General features: G+C 57.9%; 18 protein-coding genes. 13 read left to right on the top strand and 5 right to left on the bottom strand.

The window, feature by feature from the left end; translation table 11 throughout:
* Positions 1-23 precede the first annotated feature (23 nt).
* Positions 24-1,712: a DNA repair protein RecN gene (gene recN / locus AC5S16_RS00905; protein ID WP_493928635.1), complete on the top strand. Its 1,689-nt coding sequence runs from the start codon at positions 24-26 to the stop codon at positions 1,710-1,712.
* A gap of 192 nt (positions 1,713-1,904) precedes the next feature.
* Positions 1,905-3,464 (top strand): alpha/beta hydrolase, encoded by a 1,560-nt coding sequence (locus AC5S16_RS00910; protein ID WP_493928117.1) that lies wholly within the window; start codon positions 1,905-1,907, stop codon positions 3,462-3,464.
* A gap of 75 nt (positions 3,465-3,539) precedes the next feature.
* Here AC5S16_RS00910 and AC5S16_RS00915 read toward each other — a convergent pair whose 3' ends face one another.
* A complete protein-coding gene (locus AC5S16_RS00915) occupies positions 3,540-4,253 on the bottom strand; it encodes a hypothetical protein (RefSeq protein WP_493928118.1) in 714 nt (237 codons plus the stop codon).
* Between the two features lie 138 nt (positions 4,254-4,391).
* Positions 4,392-5,183, bottom strand: coding sequence for a DoxX family protein (locus tag AC5S16_RS00920; RefSeq protein ID WP_493928119.1), 792 nt, complete (start codon positions 5,181-5,183; stop codon positions 4,392-4,394).
* 402 nt (positions 5,184-5,585) lie between these two features.
* Here AC5S16_RS00920 and hpnA point away from each other — a divergent pair, with 402 nt between their 5' ends.
* The 9 genes from hpnA to AC5S16_RS00965 all read left to right on the top strand — a co-directional run bounded on the left by hpnA (position 5,586) and on the right by AC5S16_RS00965 (position 13,948).
* On the top strand, positions 5,586-6,587 hold the full coding sequence (gene hpnA, locus AC5S16_RS00925; RefSeq protein WP_493928120.1) for a hopanoid-associated sugar epimerase: 1,002 nt from the start codon (positions 5,586-5,588) through the stop codon (positions 6,585-6,587).
* Positions 6,584-7,249 carry a phosphorylase family protein gene (locus tag AC5S16_RS00930; RefSeq protein ID WP_493928121.1) on the top strand — a complete coding sequence of 222 codons (666 nt, stop codon included), beginning with the start codon at positions 6,584-6,586 and terminating at the stop codon, positions 7,247-7,249. Before hpnA ends, AC5S16_RS00930 begins: the two co-directional genes overlap by 4 nt.
* 97 nt (positions 7,250-7,346) lie before the next feature.
* Positions 7,347-8,468, top strand: coding sequence for a zinc-dependent dehydrogenase (locus AC5S16_RS00935; RefSeq protein WP_493928122.1), 1,122 nt, complete (start codon positions 7,347-7,349; stop codon positions 8,466-8,468).
* Between the two features lie 6 nt (positions 8,469-8,474).
* Complete coding sequence (locus tag AC5S16_RS00940; protein ID WP_493928123.1) at positions 8,475-9,518, top strand: zinc-dependent alcohol dehydrogenase; 1,044 nt, start codon at positions 8,475-8,477, stop codon at positions 9,516-9,518.
* Between the two features lie 214 nt (positions 9,519-9,732).
* On the top strand, positions 9,733-10,683 hold the full coding sequence (locus tag AC5S16_RS00945) for a phytoene/squalene synthase family protein (protein WP_493928124.1): 951 nt from the start codon (positions 9,733-9,735) through the stop codon (positions 10,681-10,683).
* A gap of 29 nt (positions 10,684-10,712) precedes the next feature.
* Positions 10,713-11,612, top strand: a complete 900-nt coding sequence (locus AC5S16_RS00950) for a lysophospholipid acyltransferase family protein (protein WP_493928125.1) — start codon at positions 10,713-10,715, stop codon at positions 11,610-11,612.
* 55 nt (positions 11,613-11,667) lie between these two features.
* The gene (gene lpxD / locus AC5S16_RS00955) at positions 11,668-12,672 is read left to right on the top strand and encodes a UDP-3-O-(3-hydroxymyristoyl)glucosamine N-acyltransferase (RefSeq protein ID WP_493928126.1); all 1,005 of its coding nucleotides are present in this window, start codon (positions 11,668-11,670) and stop codon (positions 12,670-12,672) included.
* 156 nt (positions 12,673-12,828) lie between these two features.
* The gene (locus AC5S16_RS00960) at positions 12,829-13,404 is read left to right on the top strand and encodes a YbhB/YbcL family Raf kinase inhibitor-like protein (protein WP_493928127.1); all 576 of its coding nucleotides are present in this window, start codon (positions 12,829-12,831) and stop codon (positions 13,402-13,404) included.
* Between the two features lie 28 nt (positions 13,405-13,432).
* Complete coding sequence (locus tag AC5S16_RS00965; RefSeq protein ID WP_493928128.1) at positions 13,433-13,948, top strand: Uma2 family endonuclease; 516 nt, start codon at positions 13,433-13,435, stop codon at positions 13,946-13,948.
* A 571-nt stretch (positions 13,949-14,519) separates the two neighbouring features.
* On the opposite strand, the gene xseB is transcribed toward AC5S16_RS00965, so the two are convergent.
* On the bottom strand, positions 14,520-14,741 hold the full coding sequence (gene xseB / locus AC5S16_RS00970) for an exodeoxyribonuclease VII small subunit (RefSeq protein WP_493928129.1): 222 nt from the start codon (positions 14,739-14,741) through the stop codon (positions 14,520-14,522).
* Entirely contained in the window at positions 14,728-16,650 is a 1,923-nt protein-coding gene (locus tag AC5S16_RS00975) for a bifunctional homocysteine S-methyltransferase/methylenetetrahydrofolate reductase (protein WP_493928130.1), read from the bottom strand. Before AC5S16_RS00975 ends, xseB begins: the two co-directional genes overlap by 14 nt.
* 298 nt (positions 16,651-16,948) lie before the next feature.
* Here AC5S16_RS00975 and AC5S16_RS00980 point away from each other — a divergent pair, with 298 nt between their 5' ends.
* A complete protein-coding gene (locus AC5S16_RS00980; protein WP_493928131.1) occupies positions 16,949-18,361 on the top strand; it encodes a hypothetical protein in 1,413 nt (470 codons plus the stop codon).
* A gap of 187 nt (positions 18,362-18,548) precedes the next feature.
* Here the strand turns inward: AC5S16_RS00980 and bla are convergent, their stop codons facing one another.
* Complete coding sequence (gene bla / locus AC5S16_RS00985; RefSeq protein ID WP_493928132.1) at positions 18,549-19,400, bottom strand: subclass B3 metallo-beta-lactamase; 852 nt, start codon at positions 19,398-19,400, stop codon at positions 18,549-18,551.
* Positions 19,401-19,586: 186 nt separating this feature from the next.
* Between bla and bshB1 the strand changes: the two genes are divergently transcribed.
* On the top strand, positions 19,587-20,309 hold the full coding sequence (gene bshB1 / locus AC5S16_RS00990) for a bacillithiol biosynthesis deacetylase BshB1 (RefSeq protein ID WP_493928133.1): 723 nt from the start codon (positions 19,587-19,589) through the stop codon (positions 20,307-20,309).
* The last annotated feature ends 253 nt before the right edge of the window (positions 20,310-20,562 follow it).

Consider the following 20,562-nt stretch of genomic DNA (forward strand, 5'->3'; position numbering starts at 1 on the left):
TCATGCGCTATGCTGCGTTCGAGATGCTCCTCGAACTCCGCGCGGAAAATTATGCCGTCATCGATCACGCCATCGCCGTCTTTGGCCCCGGTTTGAACCTCCTCACCGGAGAAACCGGAGCAGGCAAGTCCATCCTCGTCGACGCGCTGGCCCTCCTCATGGGCGACAAGGCATCCTCCGACGTGGTCCGTCACGGAGCAGACAAGGCCGTGGTAGCCTGCGTTTTCGAAAGCACTTCCGGAGCCGAAGCCACGCTCGAAGCCAACGGCATCGACAGCGAAGGCCACGAAATCATCCTGCGCCGCGAAATTCTTTCGAACGGCAAAGGCCGCGTCTTCATCAACAATCAGCCCGCGACGGTAACCGTACTCCGCCAGCTCGCGCCAGAGCTTGCTCTCGTCCATGCGCAGAGCGAAACCCTCGGAGCCTTCGATCAGGCACAGCAGCGCAGCCTGCTCGACCGCTTCGCTAATATATCGACTGAGCCCGTCGCTGCCGCCCACGCAAAGTGGCACGAGATTCAGCAGAAGCTCGAAAGTCTCGAACGCGATGAGCAGGACCGTCTGCGCATGGTCGATCTCTGGAGCTTCCAGCGCAAGGAAATCGAAGGCGTCAAGCCATCCGAAGGCGAGGACGAATCGCTCGAAACCGAGCGCCGCGTCCTCTCGAACGCAGAAAAGCTTTACACCGCCGCCATGAGCGCGCACGAGCTTCTCTATGAAGGAGCAGCCTCGGCAGAGACCGCACTGCGCGCCGCGCTCAAGCAGCTCGAAGAGCTTTCCCGTTACGATCCGCAGTTTCAGGACGCGATCCAGCAGCTCACATCAGCCCGCGCCACCGTGCAGGACATCAGCGCCACCGTGCGCGATTACGCCGAGGGCATCCAGGCCTCGCCCGAGCGTCTGGCCGAAATCGAGGACCGCCTCGCCGCACTCGATCGTCTCAAGCGCAAGTATGGATCGACGCTCGCCGAAGTCATCGCCTACGGCGAAGAAGTATCTGCGAAGCTGAATGAAATAGAAAACCGCGACGAGATCGTGAAGTCACTGCGCGCAGAACTGAAATCCGCAGAGAACGAATACAGCAAAGCCGCGCAGGCATTGAGCACCGCCCGCTCCGAAGCAGCCAGGAAGCTCGAAAAGCTGGCCGAATCGCAGATCAACGACCTCGCCATGAAAGCGCGTTTCGCCGTGACTGTCACTCCCAGCGAAGATACCGCGCGCTGGACGCAGTACGGCTGGGACACAGTCGAGTACCGCATCGCCACTAACGCCGGCGAGCCGCTGAAGCCGCTCGATGAAATCGCATCCGGCGGAGAAATGTCGCGCGTGCTGCTCGCGCTCAAAGTCAGCGTCGAAGAAGGCGCAAGCAAAGCTCACAGCAGAAAGAAAACGCAGGTCCCGCGCACGCTGGTCTTCGATGAAATCGACATCGGCATCGGAGGCCGCGCCGCCGAAGCCGTTGGCCAGAAACTCAAAGCCTTATCGCACGCCCAGCAGGTGCTTTGCGTCACCCACCTCCCGCAGATCGCCGCCTTCGCCGACCAGCACTTCCTCATCGAGAAAAAAGAGCAAAGCGGCCGCACCAAAACTTCAGTCCGTTTGCTCGAAGACGAGGGCCGCGTAGAAGAAGTAGCCCGCATGCTGAGCGGCGCAAAACTAACCGATGCCTCCCTGAAACACGCCGAGCAAATGGTCAAAGCCAGCAAGTAATCTCCCACAACGTTGTCATCCTGAGCGGAGCGTAGCGCAGTCGAAGGACCCGCACGAGTTTGAAAAGCCTGCCCTGAGCAGAATAGAAAGGCTCGTGCGAATCGTTGCGCAGCAACGACCGTTTTCATCAGGCAACATCTCCAACTCCAGATAGACGACACCGCAGAACCACACCTGCTACACTCCAACGCGATGCAAGTACGCAAGCCTTACCTGATTCTCCTGACCATCATCCTCTGCGCTGCAACAGCGCTGGCCCAGCAGCCGCAGCATCTATTCTTCCGCGTGACGCTAGGCCAACAGATCTCCTCACCGGCCTCAGGCCGCCTGCTCGTCTTTCTCAAAGCCGGAACCGGAGCGAAAGAAGTCGACACCAACCCCTTCCAGCCCAGCGAAGTCTACATCGCCGCAAAAGAAATCTCCCACCTTAAGCCCGGAGAAGCAGTCGACATTGACACCGACGACCTCGCCTATCCCGCAGGCTTCTCCGCGCTCAAGCCCGGCGACTACGAAGCACAGGCCGTGCTCGACGTGAACCACTCCTACAACTACGGAGGCCGCTCTGCAGGCGACCTCGTCAGCGATGTGCTCCCGCTCAAGGCATGGACGCCGGGCAAGGGAAGCGATCCGTCCTTCGTGCTGAACACCACCGTGCCCGAGCCGCCGCCGCGCAAGTCGCCTTTATCGCCGGACGTGCAGAAAGCAGCAGACGAGGCCACGCAGCCCGCCGACTTCCCAAGCCCGCTGCTCACAGAGTTCTACGGCCGCGACACACACATTCGCGCATGGGTTATTCTTCCGCCCGGATACAGTGCGCATCCCAAAGAGCATTACCCAACGGTCTACTGGACGCATGGCTTCAGCGGCAACCTGATGTATTCGAAGAGCTCCGGTCAGATGATCTACGCGCGCATGGCGCAGAACAAAATGCCGCCCATGATATGGGTCATGCTTGACGAATCGCTGCCCACCGGCACACATGAGTTCGCCGACTCGGTCAACAACGGCCCATGGGGCGCCGCGCTCACCACAGAATTCATCCCCTGGATCGAATCGAAATACCGCATGGATGCAAAGTCCACCGGACGATTCCTCCAAGGCCACTCATCCGGAGGATGGGCTTCTCTGCAGCTGCAGGTGAACTACCCGCAAATCTTTGGCGGAACCTGGTCCACCTCGCCCGACCCCAGCGACTTTCACGACTTCAGCGAAGTCGATCTATACGCGGCACACGCCAATCTCTATCACAAGCCGGACGGCTCGCCATATCCCATCGTGCGCGACCACGAAAAGATCCTCGCTACTCTCGAGCAGTTCGCAAAGCAGGAGCGCGTGCTCGGCGACTATGGCGGCCAGCTTGCTTCGTTCGAATGGGTCTTCTCCCCGCGCGGCCCCGGCGGACGCCCACTGCAGATGTTCAACCGCGACACCGGCGACGTAAACCCTGCCGTCGTTGCCTACTGGCACGACCACTATGATCTCGCGCACATCGTTGCCCGCGACTGGGCCACACGCGGCAAAGATCTGCGCGGCAAGATCCACCTCATCGTCGGCACTGCCGACACGTTCTATCTCGACGGAGCCGCACACAGATTCGAAGCTGTTCTGAAAAAGTTAAACGGTGATCCGCACTTCATCTTCATCCCTAACCGCACGCACTTCGATCTCTACAAGGAAGGCGACGATCGCATGGCTCTCTTCGACAAAATCGCAGAAGAAATGTATGCAGTAGCCAGACCAGCAAAGAAGTAACTCTGTGTTCTCTGTAAAGGAAGTTTTCTTTGCGACCTTGGCGCACTTAGCGTCTTGGCGGTGGATTTTTCACCATCAATCCGCCACCATCAGCTCACCCGGTAGAATCGGCCGTGTACGGGGAAGCAGCCCAAACGTAGCCGCCAGCCCAACAACCACCAGCACAGCCGCATAAACCGCCAGCTTCATTACGTCGGTGGTGTGGTTCTTCGGCAGAGTCTTCCAGAGAAGCAGCAGGACAGTCTGCGCAATAGTCACAGCCCACACTGCGCCGTAAAAGTACCGCCGCTCTGTGCCTTCGCCTTTGGTGGATCGCCGCACTCGTGGCAGCACGCCGCAAAGCCCAAGCAACAGGATCAACCCGCAAAGCGGAAAATACCCGTAGCGATAAATCTGCATCATGTGCCACTGCTCGCTGACAACGGCATCCACCAGCCCGGCAAGATTCAGCAGCGCAAAGCTCAGCACAGCATTCCACGCAAAGGTGTAGCAGACTTTCCGATAGAGCGGATTCGGCCTGTCCTCATCAAACCGCAAGATGTAAGGCCGCGGCTCCGATCCAGGCAGCTTCCCGCGATACGCCGCGATACCCGTTCCTACCAGCACAGCCGCAAGCCATAGCAGGTTCCACTGGCTGCCACCCTTGGCAAACAGATCGAAGGTCAGCCACCCTGGAGCCAGGAAGAAAACCCATATCCAGATCGGCCAGTGAGCCATCCGGTAAGCCCGGGTATTGCGCTCGCGGATTTTCCGCTGCGCCGCATATTCCACTTTGACAGGGATAGCCATTGCGCGTGACCGCAGTGTACAGGAGTTGGATTTTAGGTGTCCCGCGAGCTTGTTCCGGTAGCCACAACAAGGGTGCCCCATCCTGACGGAGTCAGGGTGGGGTTTTACTCGTCCTTGTTAAGTAGCATGTTCTAGGGTTCATTCCCGAAGTCCGGCCAGCAGCAAAGCCCCACCCGTCACCCCGATATCCTTAATAAAATTCGACCCCGGAATATCCCGCGGATGCGCCAGCAGCGGAGGCCCCCAAACAATCAACCCAAACAGCAAAATGACTCCCGCAAGCCACAGACCCGCCGCACGCAGATTCCGGTTCAACAGAATCAACCCGCCAAGAACCAGAAATGCAGCTCCAGTCAGATATGCCCAGAACATATGCCCGGCAAGCGGCCACTGGACTGACGGGAGCATAGGCGGCACACCAGGAGCATAAGCCGGACTCGCAAAATGCACCACGCCAAAGCCCATCACCGGCAGACTAAAAAGAACCCGGCCCAGAGTGAAAACCCGGTTCCGTCCGCGCTCGATCCCAGCAAACAGGAAAGCCGCCGCGCTCAGTGCAAGATCCTTGCAAAAATTGCTGAGCTTTCCCAGATAAGGGAAGGCAAAGATCGGACCTCTCGCAAATGTATCTCCTGGAAGATAGAGCAGAAGCCGGCTGTGAATCAGCACTACGAAACACAGGATCATCGCTCCCAGTAGCATCCCGGCCAGATACGCCTGCTTCCGCGTCAAAATCGCCAGCCCCGAGGCAAGCAGTGCCGTCCCTGTGAGATACACCCAGAACACATGCCAAGGAATCCACGGCGGCACAATCATCGCTACAAAGCCCGTGTACAGAAAATGATCCACGCCGAAAACCACCATCGGAATCGCCAGTAGAATCCGCCCCGCCAGTTCAAAGGCGCCAGTGGCACGGTGGTTCGTAGTCATTTCCATGCCCGGAAATCATGCAACAGAGACAATGACAGCCGTCCACCGCTTTGCGTCAGACAGTTCTCCAAACGCACATCAGGCGAAGGAACGTCCCGACAGGCAGAACCTTGTCAAGAGGCATTGCCGCGAAAAAAATCCTAACTTGCTCACTACAAGCCACTTCTGCAGAGCTGAGAATTGGCGTATTCTTCTGTGGGATCAGTTATCCTGAATATAGGGGGCAAATTTCCCGCGATTCCTGCCGATCTTTCATGTGTTAGACGGGAGAATAAGACGTAAGTTGCTGAAAACAAAGCATCCCCGTAACAGATATACGACGTAAGTAATTGAAAATAAAGAATCTCCGTACAAAACCAGGGGGGAGGGTACCCCTGACAGGTACCGCGATTCTGAACCCAGATGAAAGCCTTCGTCACAGGTTCCACCGGATTCGTCGGCAGCCACGTCGCCAAGGCCCTTGCCAAAGAGGGGGCGCACCTTCGCCTCCTCGTCCGCAAAAACAGCAACATGGCCAACCTCTCCGGGATGCACGCGCCCCCATCCTTCGCCACCGTTACCGGAGACCTGCTCGAACCCGAATCGCTGCGTCCAGGCATCCGCGGCTGCGATTATGTCTTTCACGTCGCCGCCGACTACCGCCTCTGGGTACGCGATCCCAAACAGATGTACTCCGCCAACGTCGATGGCACCCGGGAACTGCTCCGCATCGCCCGCGAAGAGGGAGTCAAGCGCGTCATCTATACATCGAGTGTCGCCACCATGGGCTTTCAGAGCGATGGAACCATCGTGGATGAGAACACTCCCGTCTCACTCGAAGACATGGTCGGCCATTACAAGCTGTCCAAATTCCTCGCCGAGCAGGAGGCACTGAAAGCCGCTTACGACGGTCAGGAAGTGATGATCCTCAACCCCACCACTCCCATTGGCTCCGGCGATATCAAGCCCACGCCAACTGGCCGCATCATCGTCGACTTCCTGAACAAGAAATTCCCGGCCTATGTGGACACCGGCCTCAACCTCGTCGACGTCAACGAGGTTGCCCGCGCCCACGTGTTCGCGCTTACCCAGGGAACTCCCGGCGAGCGCTACATCTTGGGCGGCGAAAATCTGACACTCAAGCAGATTCTCGACAAGATGTCCGCCATTACAGGCCTGCCCTCGCCGAAAACCAAAGTCCCGCACGCGGTCGCGCTCATCTTCGCCTTCTTCGATGAAAACATCACTGGCCGCATCCTGGGCAAAGAGCCGCGCGCCACCGTCGAAGCCGTCCGCATGGGCAGAAAGAAGATGTTCGCCTCCTCCGCCAAGGCCATTCGTGACCTCGGCTTCAAGCAGGTCCCGGTCTACCAGGCCATGGTCCAGGCCATTAACTGGTTCCGCGCCAACGGATACGCTCCATGAATCGCGCAGGCATCATTGCCGCGCTCCCCGGAGAACTGGAGCCGCTGGTCGAAGGCTGGCAAAAGCAAGGCGAAATTTATAAGGGCCGCATTGGGGAAATCGAATGCATCGCCATCGCCGGAGGAATGGGCGCTGAAGCCGCCGCTCGCGCCTGCGAAACACTTCTGGCAGCAGGTCCACTCGACGCATTGATTTCCATCGGCTGGGCGGGAGCACTCTCCTGCGGACTCAAGCCGCCGCAAGCATATGTGATCTCGGAAGTCATCGACGCCGGCACCGGAGCATCCTTTCGAACAGCATCATCTGAAGGCCAGCGTCTGGTGACAGCCGATCACGTTGTCTGGCACGAAGAAAAACGCGAATTCGCTCAACGCTTCCAGGCGCCGATGGTCGATATGGAAGCAGCCACCGTAGTCCGCACCGCGCAGGGAAGAGACCTTGCCTTTTATGCCTTCAAGGGAATCTCCGACGGCTACAACGACAAGCTTCCCGATTTCAACCGCTTCATGAAGGACGGACAGTTGCGGACGCTGGCATTCGTCCTCTATGCAGCCCTGCATCCGCAATACTGGCCCGCGCTCAGGCAACTGGGCCAGAACAGCAAGGCAGCAGCATCCAACTTGGCAACCCTGGTTAAGGAAGCACTCGGGCAAACGCGATAATCTATAGAGAGCACGTTTCATCAATTCTGAGGTAGAAGCACCGGCCTTTAGGCCGGTGAATAGAGGCTGAAATTAGGGGGCTTTAGCCCCGGCTTATATGGCGACCATAACCAGCAATCCCACCGCTCAGGCGAGCGAAATCATCCCGGCAACCATGCAGGCCGCCGTCTATCGCGGCGTCAATGAAGTCCGCGTCGAGACCGTGCCCGTTCCCGAAATCGGCCCCGGCGAAGTCCTCATCCGCGTCCACTCCTGCGGCATCTGCGGCACTGACCTCAAGAAGATCCACACCGGCTCTCACTCTGCGCCGCGCATCTTCGGCCACGAAACTTCAGGAACCATTGTCAAAACCGGTCCCAGCGTCGAAGGATTCTCCGTCGGCGACCGGGTCATGGTCTTCCACCACATCCCCTGCGGACAGTGCTACTACTGCCGCAAAAAGACCTTCGCCCAGTGCGCCACCTATAAGAAGGTAGGCTGCACCGCAGGCTTCGAGCCTTCCGGCGGAGGCTTCGCCGAATACGTCCGTGTCATGGACTGGATCGTGCGCACCGGCGGTCTGGTCAAGATCCTCGACGGTGTGCCCTTCGAGCAGGCTGCCTTCATCGAGCCAGTCAACACCTGCCTCAAGGCCATCGTGAATCTCAATTTCGCCCCAGACGAGACTGTGCTCGTCATCGGACAGGGCCCCATCGGCATCATGCTGGCCGCACTTGCCGCCCGCACCGGAGCAAAAGTCCTGACCTCCGACCTCTATCCCGAGCGCCACGCCCTCTCCGCAGAATATGGCCTGAAGCACCCCATAGATGCTGGCAAGGAAAACGTTGTCGAAGTGGCAAAGCGCGAATCAGAGGGCCGTGGCGCCGATGCCGTCATCCTCGCTGTCGGTGGCAACGCGCTCATCCGCACCGCTATGGATGCAGCCCGTCCCGGCGGACGGGTGCTCCTCTTTGCTCAGACGCAGCACGGCGACGCCGTCATCGACCCGGCAGCCGTCTGTATGGATGAGAAGACCCTGATGGGCTCTTACAGCGCCTCGGTTGAGATACAGCAGGAGGGCCAGAAGCTGGTTTTCGAGGGCTACAGGAACGGCTTCGACCTGACAAAGCTCATCTCCCACCGTTTCCCATTGGAGCAGGCCGTCGAAGCCATTAAGATTGCTTCTAACCCGACCGCAGCATCAATGAAGATCTTTATCCAGCCGGGTCTGAGAAAATAGAAGGTTATGGCTAACACGATGACAGCCGCCGTGCTCTACGGCAAGGAAGACCTGCGCATCGAGCGGCTGCCCGTCCCAGCAGCGGGACCGGGAGAAATCATAGTTCGCGTAGCAGCAGCGCTGACCTGCGGAACCGACCTGAAGGTCTACCGCCGCGGTTACCACGCCCGCATGCTGAAGCCTCCCATCCAGTTCGGACATGAGCTGGCAGGAACAGTGGAAGAGGTTGGCCCGGGCGTTACCGAGTTCCACCCTGGGGATCGCGTAGTCGCGCTCAACTCCGCGCCCTGCGACGAGTGCTATTACTGCCGCCACAACCAGCAGAACCTCTGCGATGACCTGCTCTTCAACAACGGCGCTTATGCCGAGTACATCCGCATCCCCGCGCGTATCGTCGCCAAAAACACGCTGCACATTCCTGATGGAGTGCCTTTCGAGCACGCCGCGCTGACCGAGCCGCTGGCCTGTGTCGTCCGCGGGCTTGAAGAGACTAACGCGCTGCCCGGCGACTCCATCGTCATAATCGGAGCAGGCCCCATCGGGCTTATGTTCATCCACACAGCGCAGCTTGCCGGCCTGCGTGTCATCGCCGTAGTCAAGCGCGACGAGCAGGTGGAAGCCGCAAAGATCTTCGGCGCGGAAGAGGTCATTCAAATCACGGCCGTCGATGATGTAATCGCGGCCGTGCGCGCTCTCACACCCAACCGCCGCGGAGTCGATATCGCCGTCGAAGCCGTCGCCACTCCCGTTGCCTGGCAGCAGGCCGTCGACATGGTGCGCAAAGGCGGCACGGTCAACTTCTTCGGTGGATGCGCCGCAGGCACCAAAGTTGAGCTCGACACGAACCGCCTGCACTACAACGACATCACACTGAAGGCGAGCTTCCATCACACACCCGGAACCGCGCGCCGCGCCTTTGAGCTGATTACCAGCGGACGCTTTAAATGCCGCGAGTACATCACCGGACGCGCCCGCCTCATCGACCTGGGCGATGTCTTTCGCAAGCTGATGGACCGCTCCAACGACATAAAAACAGCCATCATCCCGTAAGAAGGACTGCGCCGACAGAAAACCAGGTGCCTCAAAAACAAGTTTCATAAAGTTGTCATCCTGACACTGAACGTAGTGAAGCGGAAGGATCTGCTTTTTGATCACGGTAGTCTCAGATTTTTGATCCAAAAATGACCGAGAACATCACACAAAACGAACTGATTGAAAAAGGCCGGTCTGCACTGTCTGCCGAATGCCGCATCTTTGAGGCCGCGTGACTCCATCCAGCGAAGCCAGGATAAATATCGATCAGGCATACGCCACCTGCCGCCAGATCGCGCGCCGCAAAGCCAAGAATTTCTACTACGCGTTCGTGGCGCTACCAGAAGCGAAGCGCAATGCCATCTGTGCGGTCTATGCCTTCATGCGCCACGCCGACGACCTCTCTGACGATGAGACAAAGTCGCGCGAAGAGCGCCGCGAAAATCTCAATGCGTGGCTGGCTGCATGGCACGAAGCCGCACACGGCAGCGAGACCAATGATCCGGTATTCACCGCACTGCGCGACGCCCAGGGCCGCTTCCACATCACGACTGAATTACTGGACCAGCTGGTGCAGGGAACAGCCATGGACCTGCATACCCAATCGCCGCAGAGTGAAGCCGTCCATGCCTTGCGCTTAGATACCTATGCGACCTTCGACGATCTTTATCGCTACTGCTACTACGTCGCCTCGGTTGTCGGGCTCGTCTGCATCCGCATCTTCGAGTACAGCGATCCGCACGCCGAAAAACTCGCCGAAGAAACCGGAATCGCCTTCCAGCTCACGAACATTCTGCGCGACGTGCGCGAGGACGCCGAACGCGACCGCATCTATCTTCCGCTCGAAGACCTCGAACGCTTCGGGGTCTCCGTCGACGACATCCTCAATCTCAAAGACGGCCATCACCTGACATTGAATCAGCGTGAGCTTCTCGAGTTCGAAGCCAATCGTGCCGAGCAGTACTACAAGTCAGGAGAAGCGCTGCTTCCCCTCATCTCGCCCGATGCCCGTCCTGCGCTCTGGGTTCTGATTACCATCTACCACGGTCTCCTGGATCGCATCGAGCGCGGCAACTTTGATGTTTTCTCGCAGCGTATCTCGGTGCCTACATTTACCAAGCTGCGAATCCTCGCCCGCGGACTTATCCGTATGTTCTTTGTGCGATTGCGGGGCGGCGGATAACTTCTGGACAGTTACCATTACCTCAGCGAATGAAAGAAAGCCTTGAGTTTTTCGTAGTCTGGCTGCTGGTTCGCATTCTGGGAATGCTGCCGCGTCCACTCGCCCGCATCATCGGCGCAGGAGTCGGCGCGCTGGCATTCCATACTGTTTCCAGCCTGCGCAAGACCGGTCTTAAGAATCTGGAGCTGGCATCTCCTCAATTCACGAAAGAAGAGCGGCAGCAAATCCTGCGCAAGCTTTACCGCAACCTCGGCTGGCAGCTTGCCGAGTTCTGCCAGATGTCCTCCTACACGCGCGAGAACACAAAGAGTTTCATTCGCTACGATGGCCTTGAAAACTATCTCGCCGCGCGCGACAAAGGCAAAGGCGTGCTCATTGTCACCGGACATCTCGGCGCATGGGAGCTCTCAAGCTTCTACCACTCGCTGATGGGTCACCCCATGAGCATGGTCATCCGCCGTCTCGACAATGCGAAGGTCGACAGCCTGGTCAACGGCATCCGCTGCCTGCACGGCAACCGTGTCCTGCACAAGGACGACTTTGCCCGTGGGCTGCTCGCCGCCATGCGCCAGGGCGAAACTGTCGGCATCCTCATGGACACCAACATGACTCCTCCGCAGGGAGTCTTCGTGCCCTTCTTCGGAATCCAGGCCTGCACCGCCTCCGGCCTTGCGCGCGTGGCTCTCAGAACTGGAGCCGCCGTGCTTCCCGGTTTCATGCTGTGGGAAGAATCCGAGGAGAAATATGTCCTGCATTTTGGCCAGGAGATCGAGCTGGCGTGCACAGGAGACGATGAAGCCGACGCCATCACCAACACGGCCCGATGCACTGCCGCGATCGAAGCCTGCATAAGGCGTTATCCTGACCAGTGGCTTTGGGTGCACCGCAGATGGAAAACCCGCCCCGAAGGCGAAGCAAAGATTTATTAGAGGCAGGGAAGCAGGGAATAGGGATAAATAAGTTCATGGGAAAATCAGGAATTCAATGCAATTAAAATATCTGGCAACTGCTATCAGAGCGGAATTGCGCAACGACAATGAGGCGAATATTGCCAGCGTAGCTAGTGCGTCGCTGGCAACATCGGACTCCATTGTTTTCGCCGAAGACGAATCCACTCTTCAGGAAGCTGTCGCATCGAACGCTGCGGCTGTGCTTGTAACCAAAGAGCTGGTGCAGCAAGCCGGATATATCAAGCCTCTGTTAGTAATGCGCCAGCCCAGGCTGGGCTTTGCGCGCGCAGCAAAAATTTTACAGATCACAGAATCAGCAGCGGCCATTCATCCCACCGCTATCATCGCTCCCGAAGTTCAGATTGCGGCAGGCGTTTCCATCGGCGCATACGCAGTCATCGAAAAAGGCGCGCAGATCGGGGCGCATTGCGCCATCGGCGCAGGCGCAGTCATCGGCTCTGGCGTGCGCATTGGAGATCATTGCCGTATCTATCCGCGCGTCGTGCTTTATTCCGGTGTGACTCTCGGTAACCGCGTCGTCGTCCACGCCGGCGCAGTGCTCGGCGCTGACGGCTTCGGTTATGTGCGCGACGCCGAAACCGGAGAATACCTGCAATTCCCGCAGCAGGGAACGCTGGTGATCGAAGATGATGTCGAGATCGGCGCCAACACCACCATCGACCGCGGAGCGCTCGAAGAAACCCGCATTGCGCGCGGCGTGAAGCTCGACAATCTCGTCCACGTCGGCCACAACGTCCGCATTGGCAGGAACGTCGTCATCGCTGCGCAGACTGGAGTCTCCGGCAGCAGCACCATCGGCGATGACGCCATCGTCGGAGGCCAGGTAGGCATCGCCGACCACGTTGAGATCGGTGACAAAGTTATCCTCGGCGCGCAGGCCGGAATCCCTTCCCGCAAGAAAATCCGCGGCCCGGGAATCGTCTTCTGGGGAACACCAGCCCGCCCCATCAAGGACTATCTAAAGGAACTGGCCGCGCTCGCCCGTCTCACGCGGTCCACTGGCAAAAGCAGGGAATGAGATATGGGGTTGTTCCCGGGTGTCTCCCTGAATCTCATCGAAAGCAGACTGAAGTTCATGGTTGCCCAGCCCGATTGCATGGCGCAAGATGTTGTGAGCTTCGTAGAGCAGCGATAAGCGTGCATGCGAACTCCAGATAAGAGGAGGAATCAAGCCATGCCCGGAGAGAGGCATTTGGGCGTATGGATCATGGTTCTTGTGCTGCTGTTCGTGATCGTCTCGGTGGCGCTGTTTGTGGCGTGGAAGCGCAATCAGAGCAGTGAAGACCTCAAACCGGGAAGAACTTTCATCGTCCGCAGCACCAGCTTTGCAGACAAGGGAATGATTCCTGCAAAGTACACCTGCGATGGTGGAGATCATTCTCCCGAGCTTGCTTTCTCCTCCGTGCCCTCCGGTACAAAGAGCCTCACAGTGATCGTCGAAGATCCCGATGCTCCTATGGGAACGTTTATTCACTGGGTAGCTTTTGACATTCCTCCTGGATCGCAGGAACTTCCCGAAGGCTCTTCCGCTCCGGGAGAAATCGAAGGCCGGAACGATTTCGACAAGATCGGTTACGGCGGTCCCTGTCCGCCGGGAGGGAAGCCGCATCACTACATCTTCCATGTCTACGCGCTCGATACCACGCTGCCGCTGTCGCAGGGCGCAAGCAGAAGGGAAGTCGCCGATGCCGAAAGAGGACACGTGCTCGCCGAGGGAAGGCTCGTCGGCCTGTACGCACGCGCGGGGTAGAAGCATAATGGATGTTACAGAGGCATCTATGGCAACAGCGCGCAATCTTCCTGTCCCGGTGAGCGAGTATCTCCACACCAGCTATCACCCGGATTGCGACTATGTTGACGGCGTCATTGAGGAGAGGAATTTGGGAGAGCTCGACCACTCGGAATTGCAGGGAGCGTTGCTGGCATGGTTTGGCGCACACAGGCACGAGTGGGGAATTAAAGCAGTTCCAGAGATTCGCATTCAGGTGTCGCCGACCCGCTTCCGCGTTGCCGATGTTTGCCTCATCTCCACCTCTGCGCCGCGCGAGCAGATCATCCAGACACCGCCGCTGGCAGTGATTGAAATTCTCTCCCCGGAAGATCGCTTCGGCCGCTACCGCGCCCGGCTCGAAGACTATCGCAAGATGGGCGTGAAAAACATCTGGGTCATAGATCCTAAAGACCGCAAGGGTTTCGACTGCTCCACTGGAAACTGGATCGAGATGAACGATTTCACCGCAGCCGGCACGTCCGTTGAACTGCATCTCGACACCATCTTTGCCGACATGGACTAGCCGTCCAGGCGAACGCGCCTTCGGCGCCTCTTTGCAGCAGTCTTGAGTTTTGGCGTTCTTCCTCGCTCCCGTTGGTCGCTGCCTTTCTGGGCTGTGTTGTCAGTGACCCCTCCCCTGGTTTTGTACGGAGAATGTTTGTTTTCATTGGTTTAGGGGGATATCTCTGTACGGGGATCGTTTATTTTCAGTGAGTTACAGCGTACAGCGTTCAGTGCTTTTCTCACCACAGAGAACGCAGAGGACACGGAGAAATCACAGAGAACAGAAAAGGCATGGCTTTTTGGGCCATGCCTTTTTCATTTCTTCTCTTACCTTCAGGATAGCAAATTTGAGGGTAATTGCCTGCGCTTTGGCTTGAGCTCTATGTTATTTGGATTGTTGGGGTTGCGCGGATGGGTGTTACTTTAGGGACTTGACGTGGGTTTTTGGTGAGATTCTGCGTCCTGCGAACCTCCCACGTTAGCTCCGCCTACGCTCCGCGAACCTGGGGCACCCATGGGTTTTTCTGTGCTATTGGGGCGAAAAGCAGGTCCTTCGGCTGCGCCTCAGGATGACAAGCTGGTAGGACGGTTCACTTCGCTGGGGGAAAAGGCTCTGCCTTCACTGATCCGTCGCGCTGTTTCATCAGGATCTGGACTTTGCCTTCGGCCTGTTCCAGGTACTCCTTGCACTCGGCGGAAAGGCGCGTGCCTTCCTCGAACAGCTTGATCGAGTCTTCGAGCGGCAGGTCGCCGCGCTCGAGCTGCTCCACAATTTTTTCCAGACGCTTCAGCGATTCTTCAAAGCTTGCCAACGCCAGCTCCCTCAGCAGGTTCTTCTGTTTTCGATTCGCCGGATGGCAGGACGCTCGCCAGCACTTCGCCGGCCAAGGCATAACGGCCAAAGGGCGCGCTCACCTGGACACCCTGCACCATGGGCCGCGCTGCTTCGAGCATCTCCTGTGCAATGCGGACACCTTCGGCCCGCGCTGCTTCGGGTGATGGAGCAGCCTGCATCCGCAGCATGATCGAATCCGGCACAGAAACGCGCAGGTCGTTCTTCATGAACTCGGCATTGCGCAGGCTGGTCAGCGGCCAGATGCCGGCGATGACAGGAATACGGAATTCCTCAATGCGTTTCAGAAATGCTTCGAGCACGCGCAGATCAAAGACCGGCTGCGTGATGGCATACTCGGCGCCGGCTTCTACCTTATAGGCGAAGCGGCGCACTTCGTTGTCGATGTCCGGCACGCCCGGATTGGCTGCGCACGCGATGGTGAATCCGGTGGAAGCGCCAATGGGATTGCCGCCGATATCGAGGCCGTGGTTCAGACGGTTCACGATGTTGACCAGGCCGATGGCATCCACATCGAAGACTGCGGTTGCATCCGGATAATTGCCCAGCTTCGGGGGATCGCCGGTAAGGCACAGAATGTTTTTCAGCCCAATAGAGGATGCGCCCAGCAGGTCGCTCTGGATACTCAGCACGTTCCGGTCGCGGCAGGTGTAGTGCAGGATCGTCTCGATGCCTGTCTTCTGCTGGATCTGGATGCAGAGACTCTGCGCGCTCATGCGGGCTGAGGCTCGCGGCGAATCGGGCACGTTAATTACGTCGATGCCTAGTCCGGCGAGCAGGCTTGCTCCGGCGAGCTCCTTCGAGCAGTCAATGCCTTTGGGCGGAACAATCTCCACCATGGTGACGAAGCTGCCTTCGTGAACCTGCTTGCCCAGTCGCGAGCGCTCTTCAATTGGAGCAGGCGGGGTCTCGGTCACGATGGGCGCGCGCGAAGTATGCGCGTGACTCGTCTTCTGCGCATCTACGGCGCGCATCGCTGATTTCATTGCGCGGATATGGTTCGGTGTTGTGCCGCAACAGCCGCCGATGAACTGCACGCCGGCTTTCAGAAACTTCCGCGCAAAGCTGGCCATGTATTCGGGCGAGCAGAGATAGATGTTGCGCCCATCCACAGCGCGCGGCATGCCGGCATTCGGCATTACCACCAGCGGGAGGTCGCTCACCGCCGCCATGCATTCGATTGCGGTAAGAATCGTCGCCGGACCGGTGCTGCAGTTTACGCCGATGGCGTCCGCGCCCACTGCCGTCAGCTTTGTTCCCGCCACTTCAGGCGTGGCGCCATCGAGGCAGTGCGCTTCTTCATCCACGGTGACCATGGCAATCACCGGGAGGTCAGGAGCCACCTCCTGCGCTGCCAGCAGCGCCTGTTCCGCCTCATTCAGAGCGGGCATGGTTTCGATCACGAGCAGGTCGACGCCGACTCCCGGGCCTCCATCAGCCAGCGCACGAATCTGCTCGGCAAATGCGGCGCGTGCTTCATCGAGCGAGGTCTTGCCCAGCGGCTCCAGATGAATGCCCAGCGGCCCGATAGAGCCTGCAACCCATGCGGTTCCGGCCTGCTTATCTTTAAGCTGGTTCACCGCCTGCCGCGCAATGCGGACTCCGGCTTTATTGATGGCGGCCACCTGGTCCTGCAGCCCATAGCGCGTCAGGCGGAAGCTGTTTCCACCGAAGGTGTTGGTTTCGATGATCTCGGCGCCGGATTGCAGATACTCCTCGTGCACGGAGCGCACTAGTTCCGGTTGCGAGAGGTTCAACTCATCGAAACAGCGGTTGATGAAGACGCCGCGATCGTAGAGCATGGTGCCCATGGCTCCATCGAAGAGCACCGTGCGGTCTTTGAAGATGTCCTGTAAGCGGTTTGTCATCTGAGTCCGTAAGGTAATGCTATGACAGGAGAGGGAGATAGGGAAATAGGGCTCAGGGTGCGGATTTGTTACGGATGGGGCACCCGTTTCTGTGGCTATCGATGCAAACTGCAGGTTCCTCGGCTTCGCTCGGAATGACAAACTATTTTTCTGTACGCTGCAGCCTGGGCGTTGCGCCCTGTTTTCTGCGACCTGTGACCTGATTCCACACATCGCGTCTAATCTCACGAGCCTGCCCTTTGTTATACTTGGCTTTCCTACAAACTCCGTGTTTCGAAGCGGATTGAGGTCTCAAGGATTGAATAAAAGAAGTCTGTTTCTCGCTGTTGGCATCCTGTGCGCCGTATCGTTTCTGACTGCATGCGGCAAGAATTTCTACTTTGCAGGCCGCAACCTGCCGCCCAGTGGCGTCCTGAACCGCGTTCTCGTCGCCGTCCAGAACCCCAGCGCGCTGGCACAGGGCACTCTGCTCTTCGATGATGCCAACTACGACATCCGCCACGCCTTCAACAATGTCAATGTGAACTTCTCCATCAGCGGGTTCTCCGGCAAGCTGCCAGTCACTATTCAGAACATGCCAGAGCAGCAGCAGGGAGCTGTGTACTCCATCGGCGACGGCAGTCTGACCATTATCAGTTATGCGGGGGAAAAGGTAAGTAGTACCGTTTCGGGCACCACCAGCCTGAACGGCATTTCCCAGAGCATCTTTACCTCGCGCGACCTGCTTTATACCTACGCTGCATCGCAGTCGGCGCATACGCTTTCTGTGGTCGATCACGGCGCCACCATCTCGCTGAACCTGCCCGGCGTCTATCGCGTCTCCATGAATCCCGGTAACACGGTCGTGCTGGCCTTTGTGCAGAACACCAATGAGGTTTACAGCCTTGTGCACCTGAACGCCGACCAGCAGCAGTTGGCCATCAATAATCCCAACTGGAATGGCGCGCAGGACTGTGAGCCTCAGAACCTTCCTGTGTACTGTGTCTTTCCCGTCACCGCTTCAAATGGCGCGTCGTTCGACCACCCGGTGAAAGCCGTCTTCTCATCCGACGGTGCATCAGCCTGGGTGTTGAACTGCGGACCCGAGTGCGGCGGCACAGCTTCGAGCATTACCCAGATTCCCATCACGACGACGTCGCTCAATCCCGAGGGAGTAGGCGCGAGCGGCATTGCTCTCGTGGCAACAAAAACTATCGCAGTGCCCGGGGGAGTTACCAACGGCGTCTTTAATGGAACTACCTTCTACGTTGCCGGCCAGCAGTTGCAAAGCGATGGCCTGCTTGCAGGGAACCTGTCGATTGTGAACACAACTACCGGGCAGGTTACTGGCACCTATTCCATCAGCGACGGCACGCATAACAAGATGATCCTGGCCGATGACAACACGCTCTGGATCGGCTCGGTCCAGTGTGAATCAGGCGAGCGCTATAAGCTCAGCCAGTCTACCGCTCCGGGGACGCCTTTCGGCTGTATCACCATGTTCAACACGGCTAATAATTCTGTGCTAATCGAGTCGTTCAAGGGCGACGGCACAGGCATCGCTGCCGTGACCGGACTGCACAAGGTCTATACCGCGGAAGGCGGGCAGGTATACATCTACAATACCGGGGATGGCTCGGCGCGCGATAACTCCAACGTGACTGTTACCGGAACCGCTTATGATGTCGCCTACATGGATGGCGGCAGCGACGCGAATAACACTACCTATTAGGGAAGTAGGGAATAGGGAAGTAGGGATTAGCGCACAGCGCTCAGGGTGCAGGGCACAGAATGAATAGGCATCCTGAACCTTTTGGCTTCACTCAGGTAACTCCGTCAAAGAATCGCAGTGATAGCCACAAAAACAGGTTGGAGTCGACTCCCTCATTCCCTATTTCCCTAATCACTATCTCCCTGCTTCATTGCTGCTTCTTCAGCTCGGCAAGAAATGCCTGCTCCCGGTCTGCTACATAATCCCTGTACCCATCGGGATCAATGAACGGGTTCGTGCCGCCATTTTTCAGACGGGCGAATTTCTCCTGCATATCGTAGTAGCCTCCGTGCGCACCGAGAAAGATGTCGCAGTGCAGGGACTTCATGACGCGAAAGGTCCGCTGGTAGTCCTGGGCAATCTGCGGATACTTCGCATTGTTCACGAGCTTGTATCCGGGATTGACATTCGGGCTCCCTACAATCACGACGTCATAGCTTTTGCCCTTGTCCTCGACCTTCAGTGTCCAGGTTGTGCAGCCCTTTGTGTGTCCCGGCGTCAGATGCGCGATCAGTACCACGTTTCCCAAACGGACTTCATCCCCGTCATGCAGAACGCGGTCTACCTTTGCTGGCGGGAAGAGCATGTTCTTTGACTGGCCGTACTTGAAATCGCTCCTGCCGCCGTCCTCCACTGCAGGCACATCGGCATCCATCACCATGTATTTAGCGCCAGTCAGTTGCTTGATCAGCGCGCTCCCTGCGCAATGGTCAATATGCGCATGACTGATGAGCAGGACCTTGATGTCACTGAAGCGGAAACCAAGCTGCTCAACGCTCTTTTTGATCTGCGCCGGCGACGTCTCGAGATTGCTGTTGATCAGGATGTGCCCCTGTGGTGTTGTGATGAGGAAGGCGGCGAGGTCTTTGCTTCCGACGTAGTACACATTCCCGATCACGCGGTGCGGCGGGAAGGGAGCGGTCCAGTCAGGATTTGTCTGCGCAGACAGAGAGTTCGCAGACACGAGGAAAAGCACAATGGCAAGCAGGCGAGAAAGCATAGGCACTCAGCATGACATTTTCCGGAGTGACTATGGCTTGTGAATTGTCCAGACTGTTGACATTCCGGATACACTCCGGTAAACACCCCAGGTTAGCTACGCGAACCCATTCGGCTTCGCTCAGGGCAGGCTCTGGGGCACCCGAGCGAAAGGCCTGCCAATCAGAAACTTCGGTATCTTAAAGAAATGCCGGAAACCTCCATTGCCGACATCCTGGCCATAGCCGCCCACCGTGATGACGTGGAGCAGACTTGCGGCGGCACTCTAATAAAGATGAAAACCCTGGGCTGGCGCACTGCCATCCTTGATCTGACGCAGGGCGAAACCGGAACCCGCGGCTCTGCCGAGGAGCGTGCTGCCGAAGCAGCCGAAGCCGCAAAGATTCTCAGCGTAAGCTGGCGGCAGGCCCTTGATATACCTGACGGCCGGGTCGAGAACACATACGAAAACCGTGTGAAGATCGTCCGCGTCCTGCGCGAAGTGCGTCCCCGCGTCGTCATCCTTCCGTATTGGACTGGCCGCCACCCGGATCACTACACCACGTCCACACTCGGATATGAAGCCTGTTTCCTGTCAGGGCTGGCAAAGCTCGACACTGGCATGCCACCGCATCGCCCTTACAAAATTCTCTACGCCAGCCTCTATGCCGACGTGCGCCCCAGCTTCGTTGTCGACATCACGCCATACATCGAGCAGCGTCACCAGTCGCTGATGGCCTACAAATCCCAGTACCAGAACCAGTCCACTGGCAGCAGCCTCTTTGTTCCTGAGGAGGAAATTCGCGAACGCATATTTGCCGAGGCTCGCCATTATGGCCTGCTGGCGGGGGTCCGTTATGCGGAACCCTTTATGCAGAAAGAGATTGGGCTGATCGAGGATATTATGCGGATTCCGGTGCAGTCGATGTGAGAAGGCCAGGGAAGTAGGGTGCAGGGGTCGGATTAGTTGTGGCCCGGATGGTTGTTTTGTTTTCCTACCCATCGCGGAGAATCTACCAACTTACCCAGGTTAGCTTCGCCAACCCATTCTGCTTCGCTCAGGGCAGGCCCTGGGGCATCCGGTGTTGTGGCTATTGATGCTACTAAAAGCAGGTTCTTCGCTTCGCTCAGAATGACAGCCTTATACTTACGCTCAGGATGACAACTGTATACCTGGGCGCTGT

The sequence above is a fragment of the Acidobacterium sp. FHG110202_01 genome (assembly GCF_059115305.1).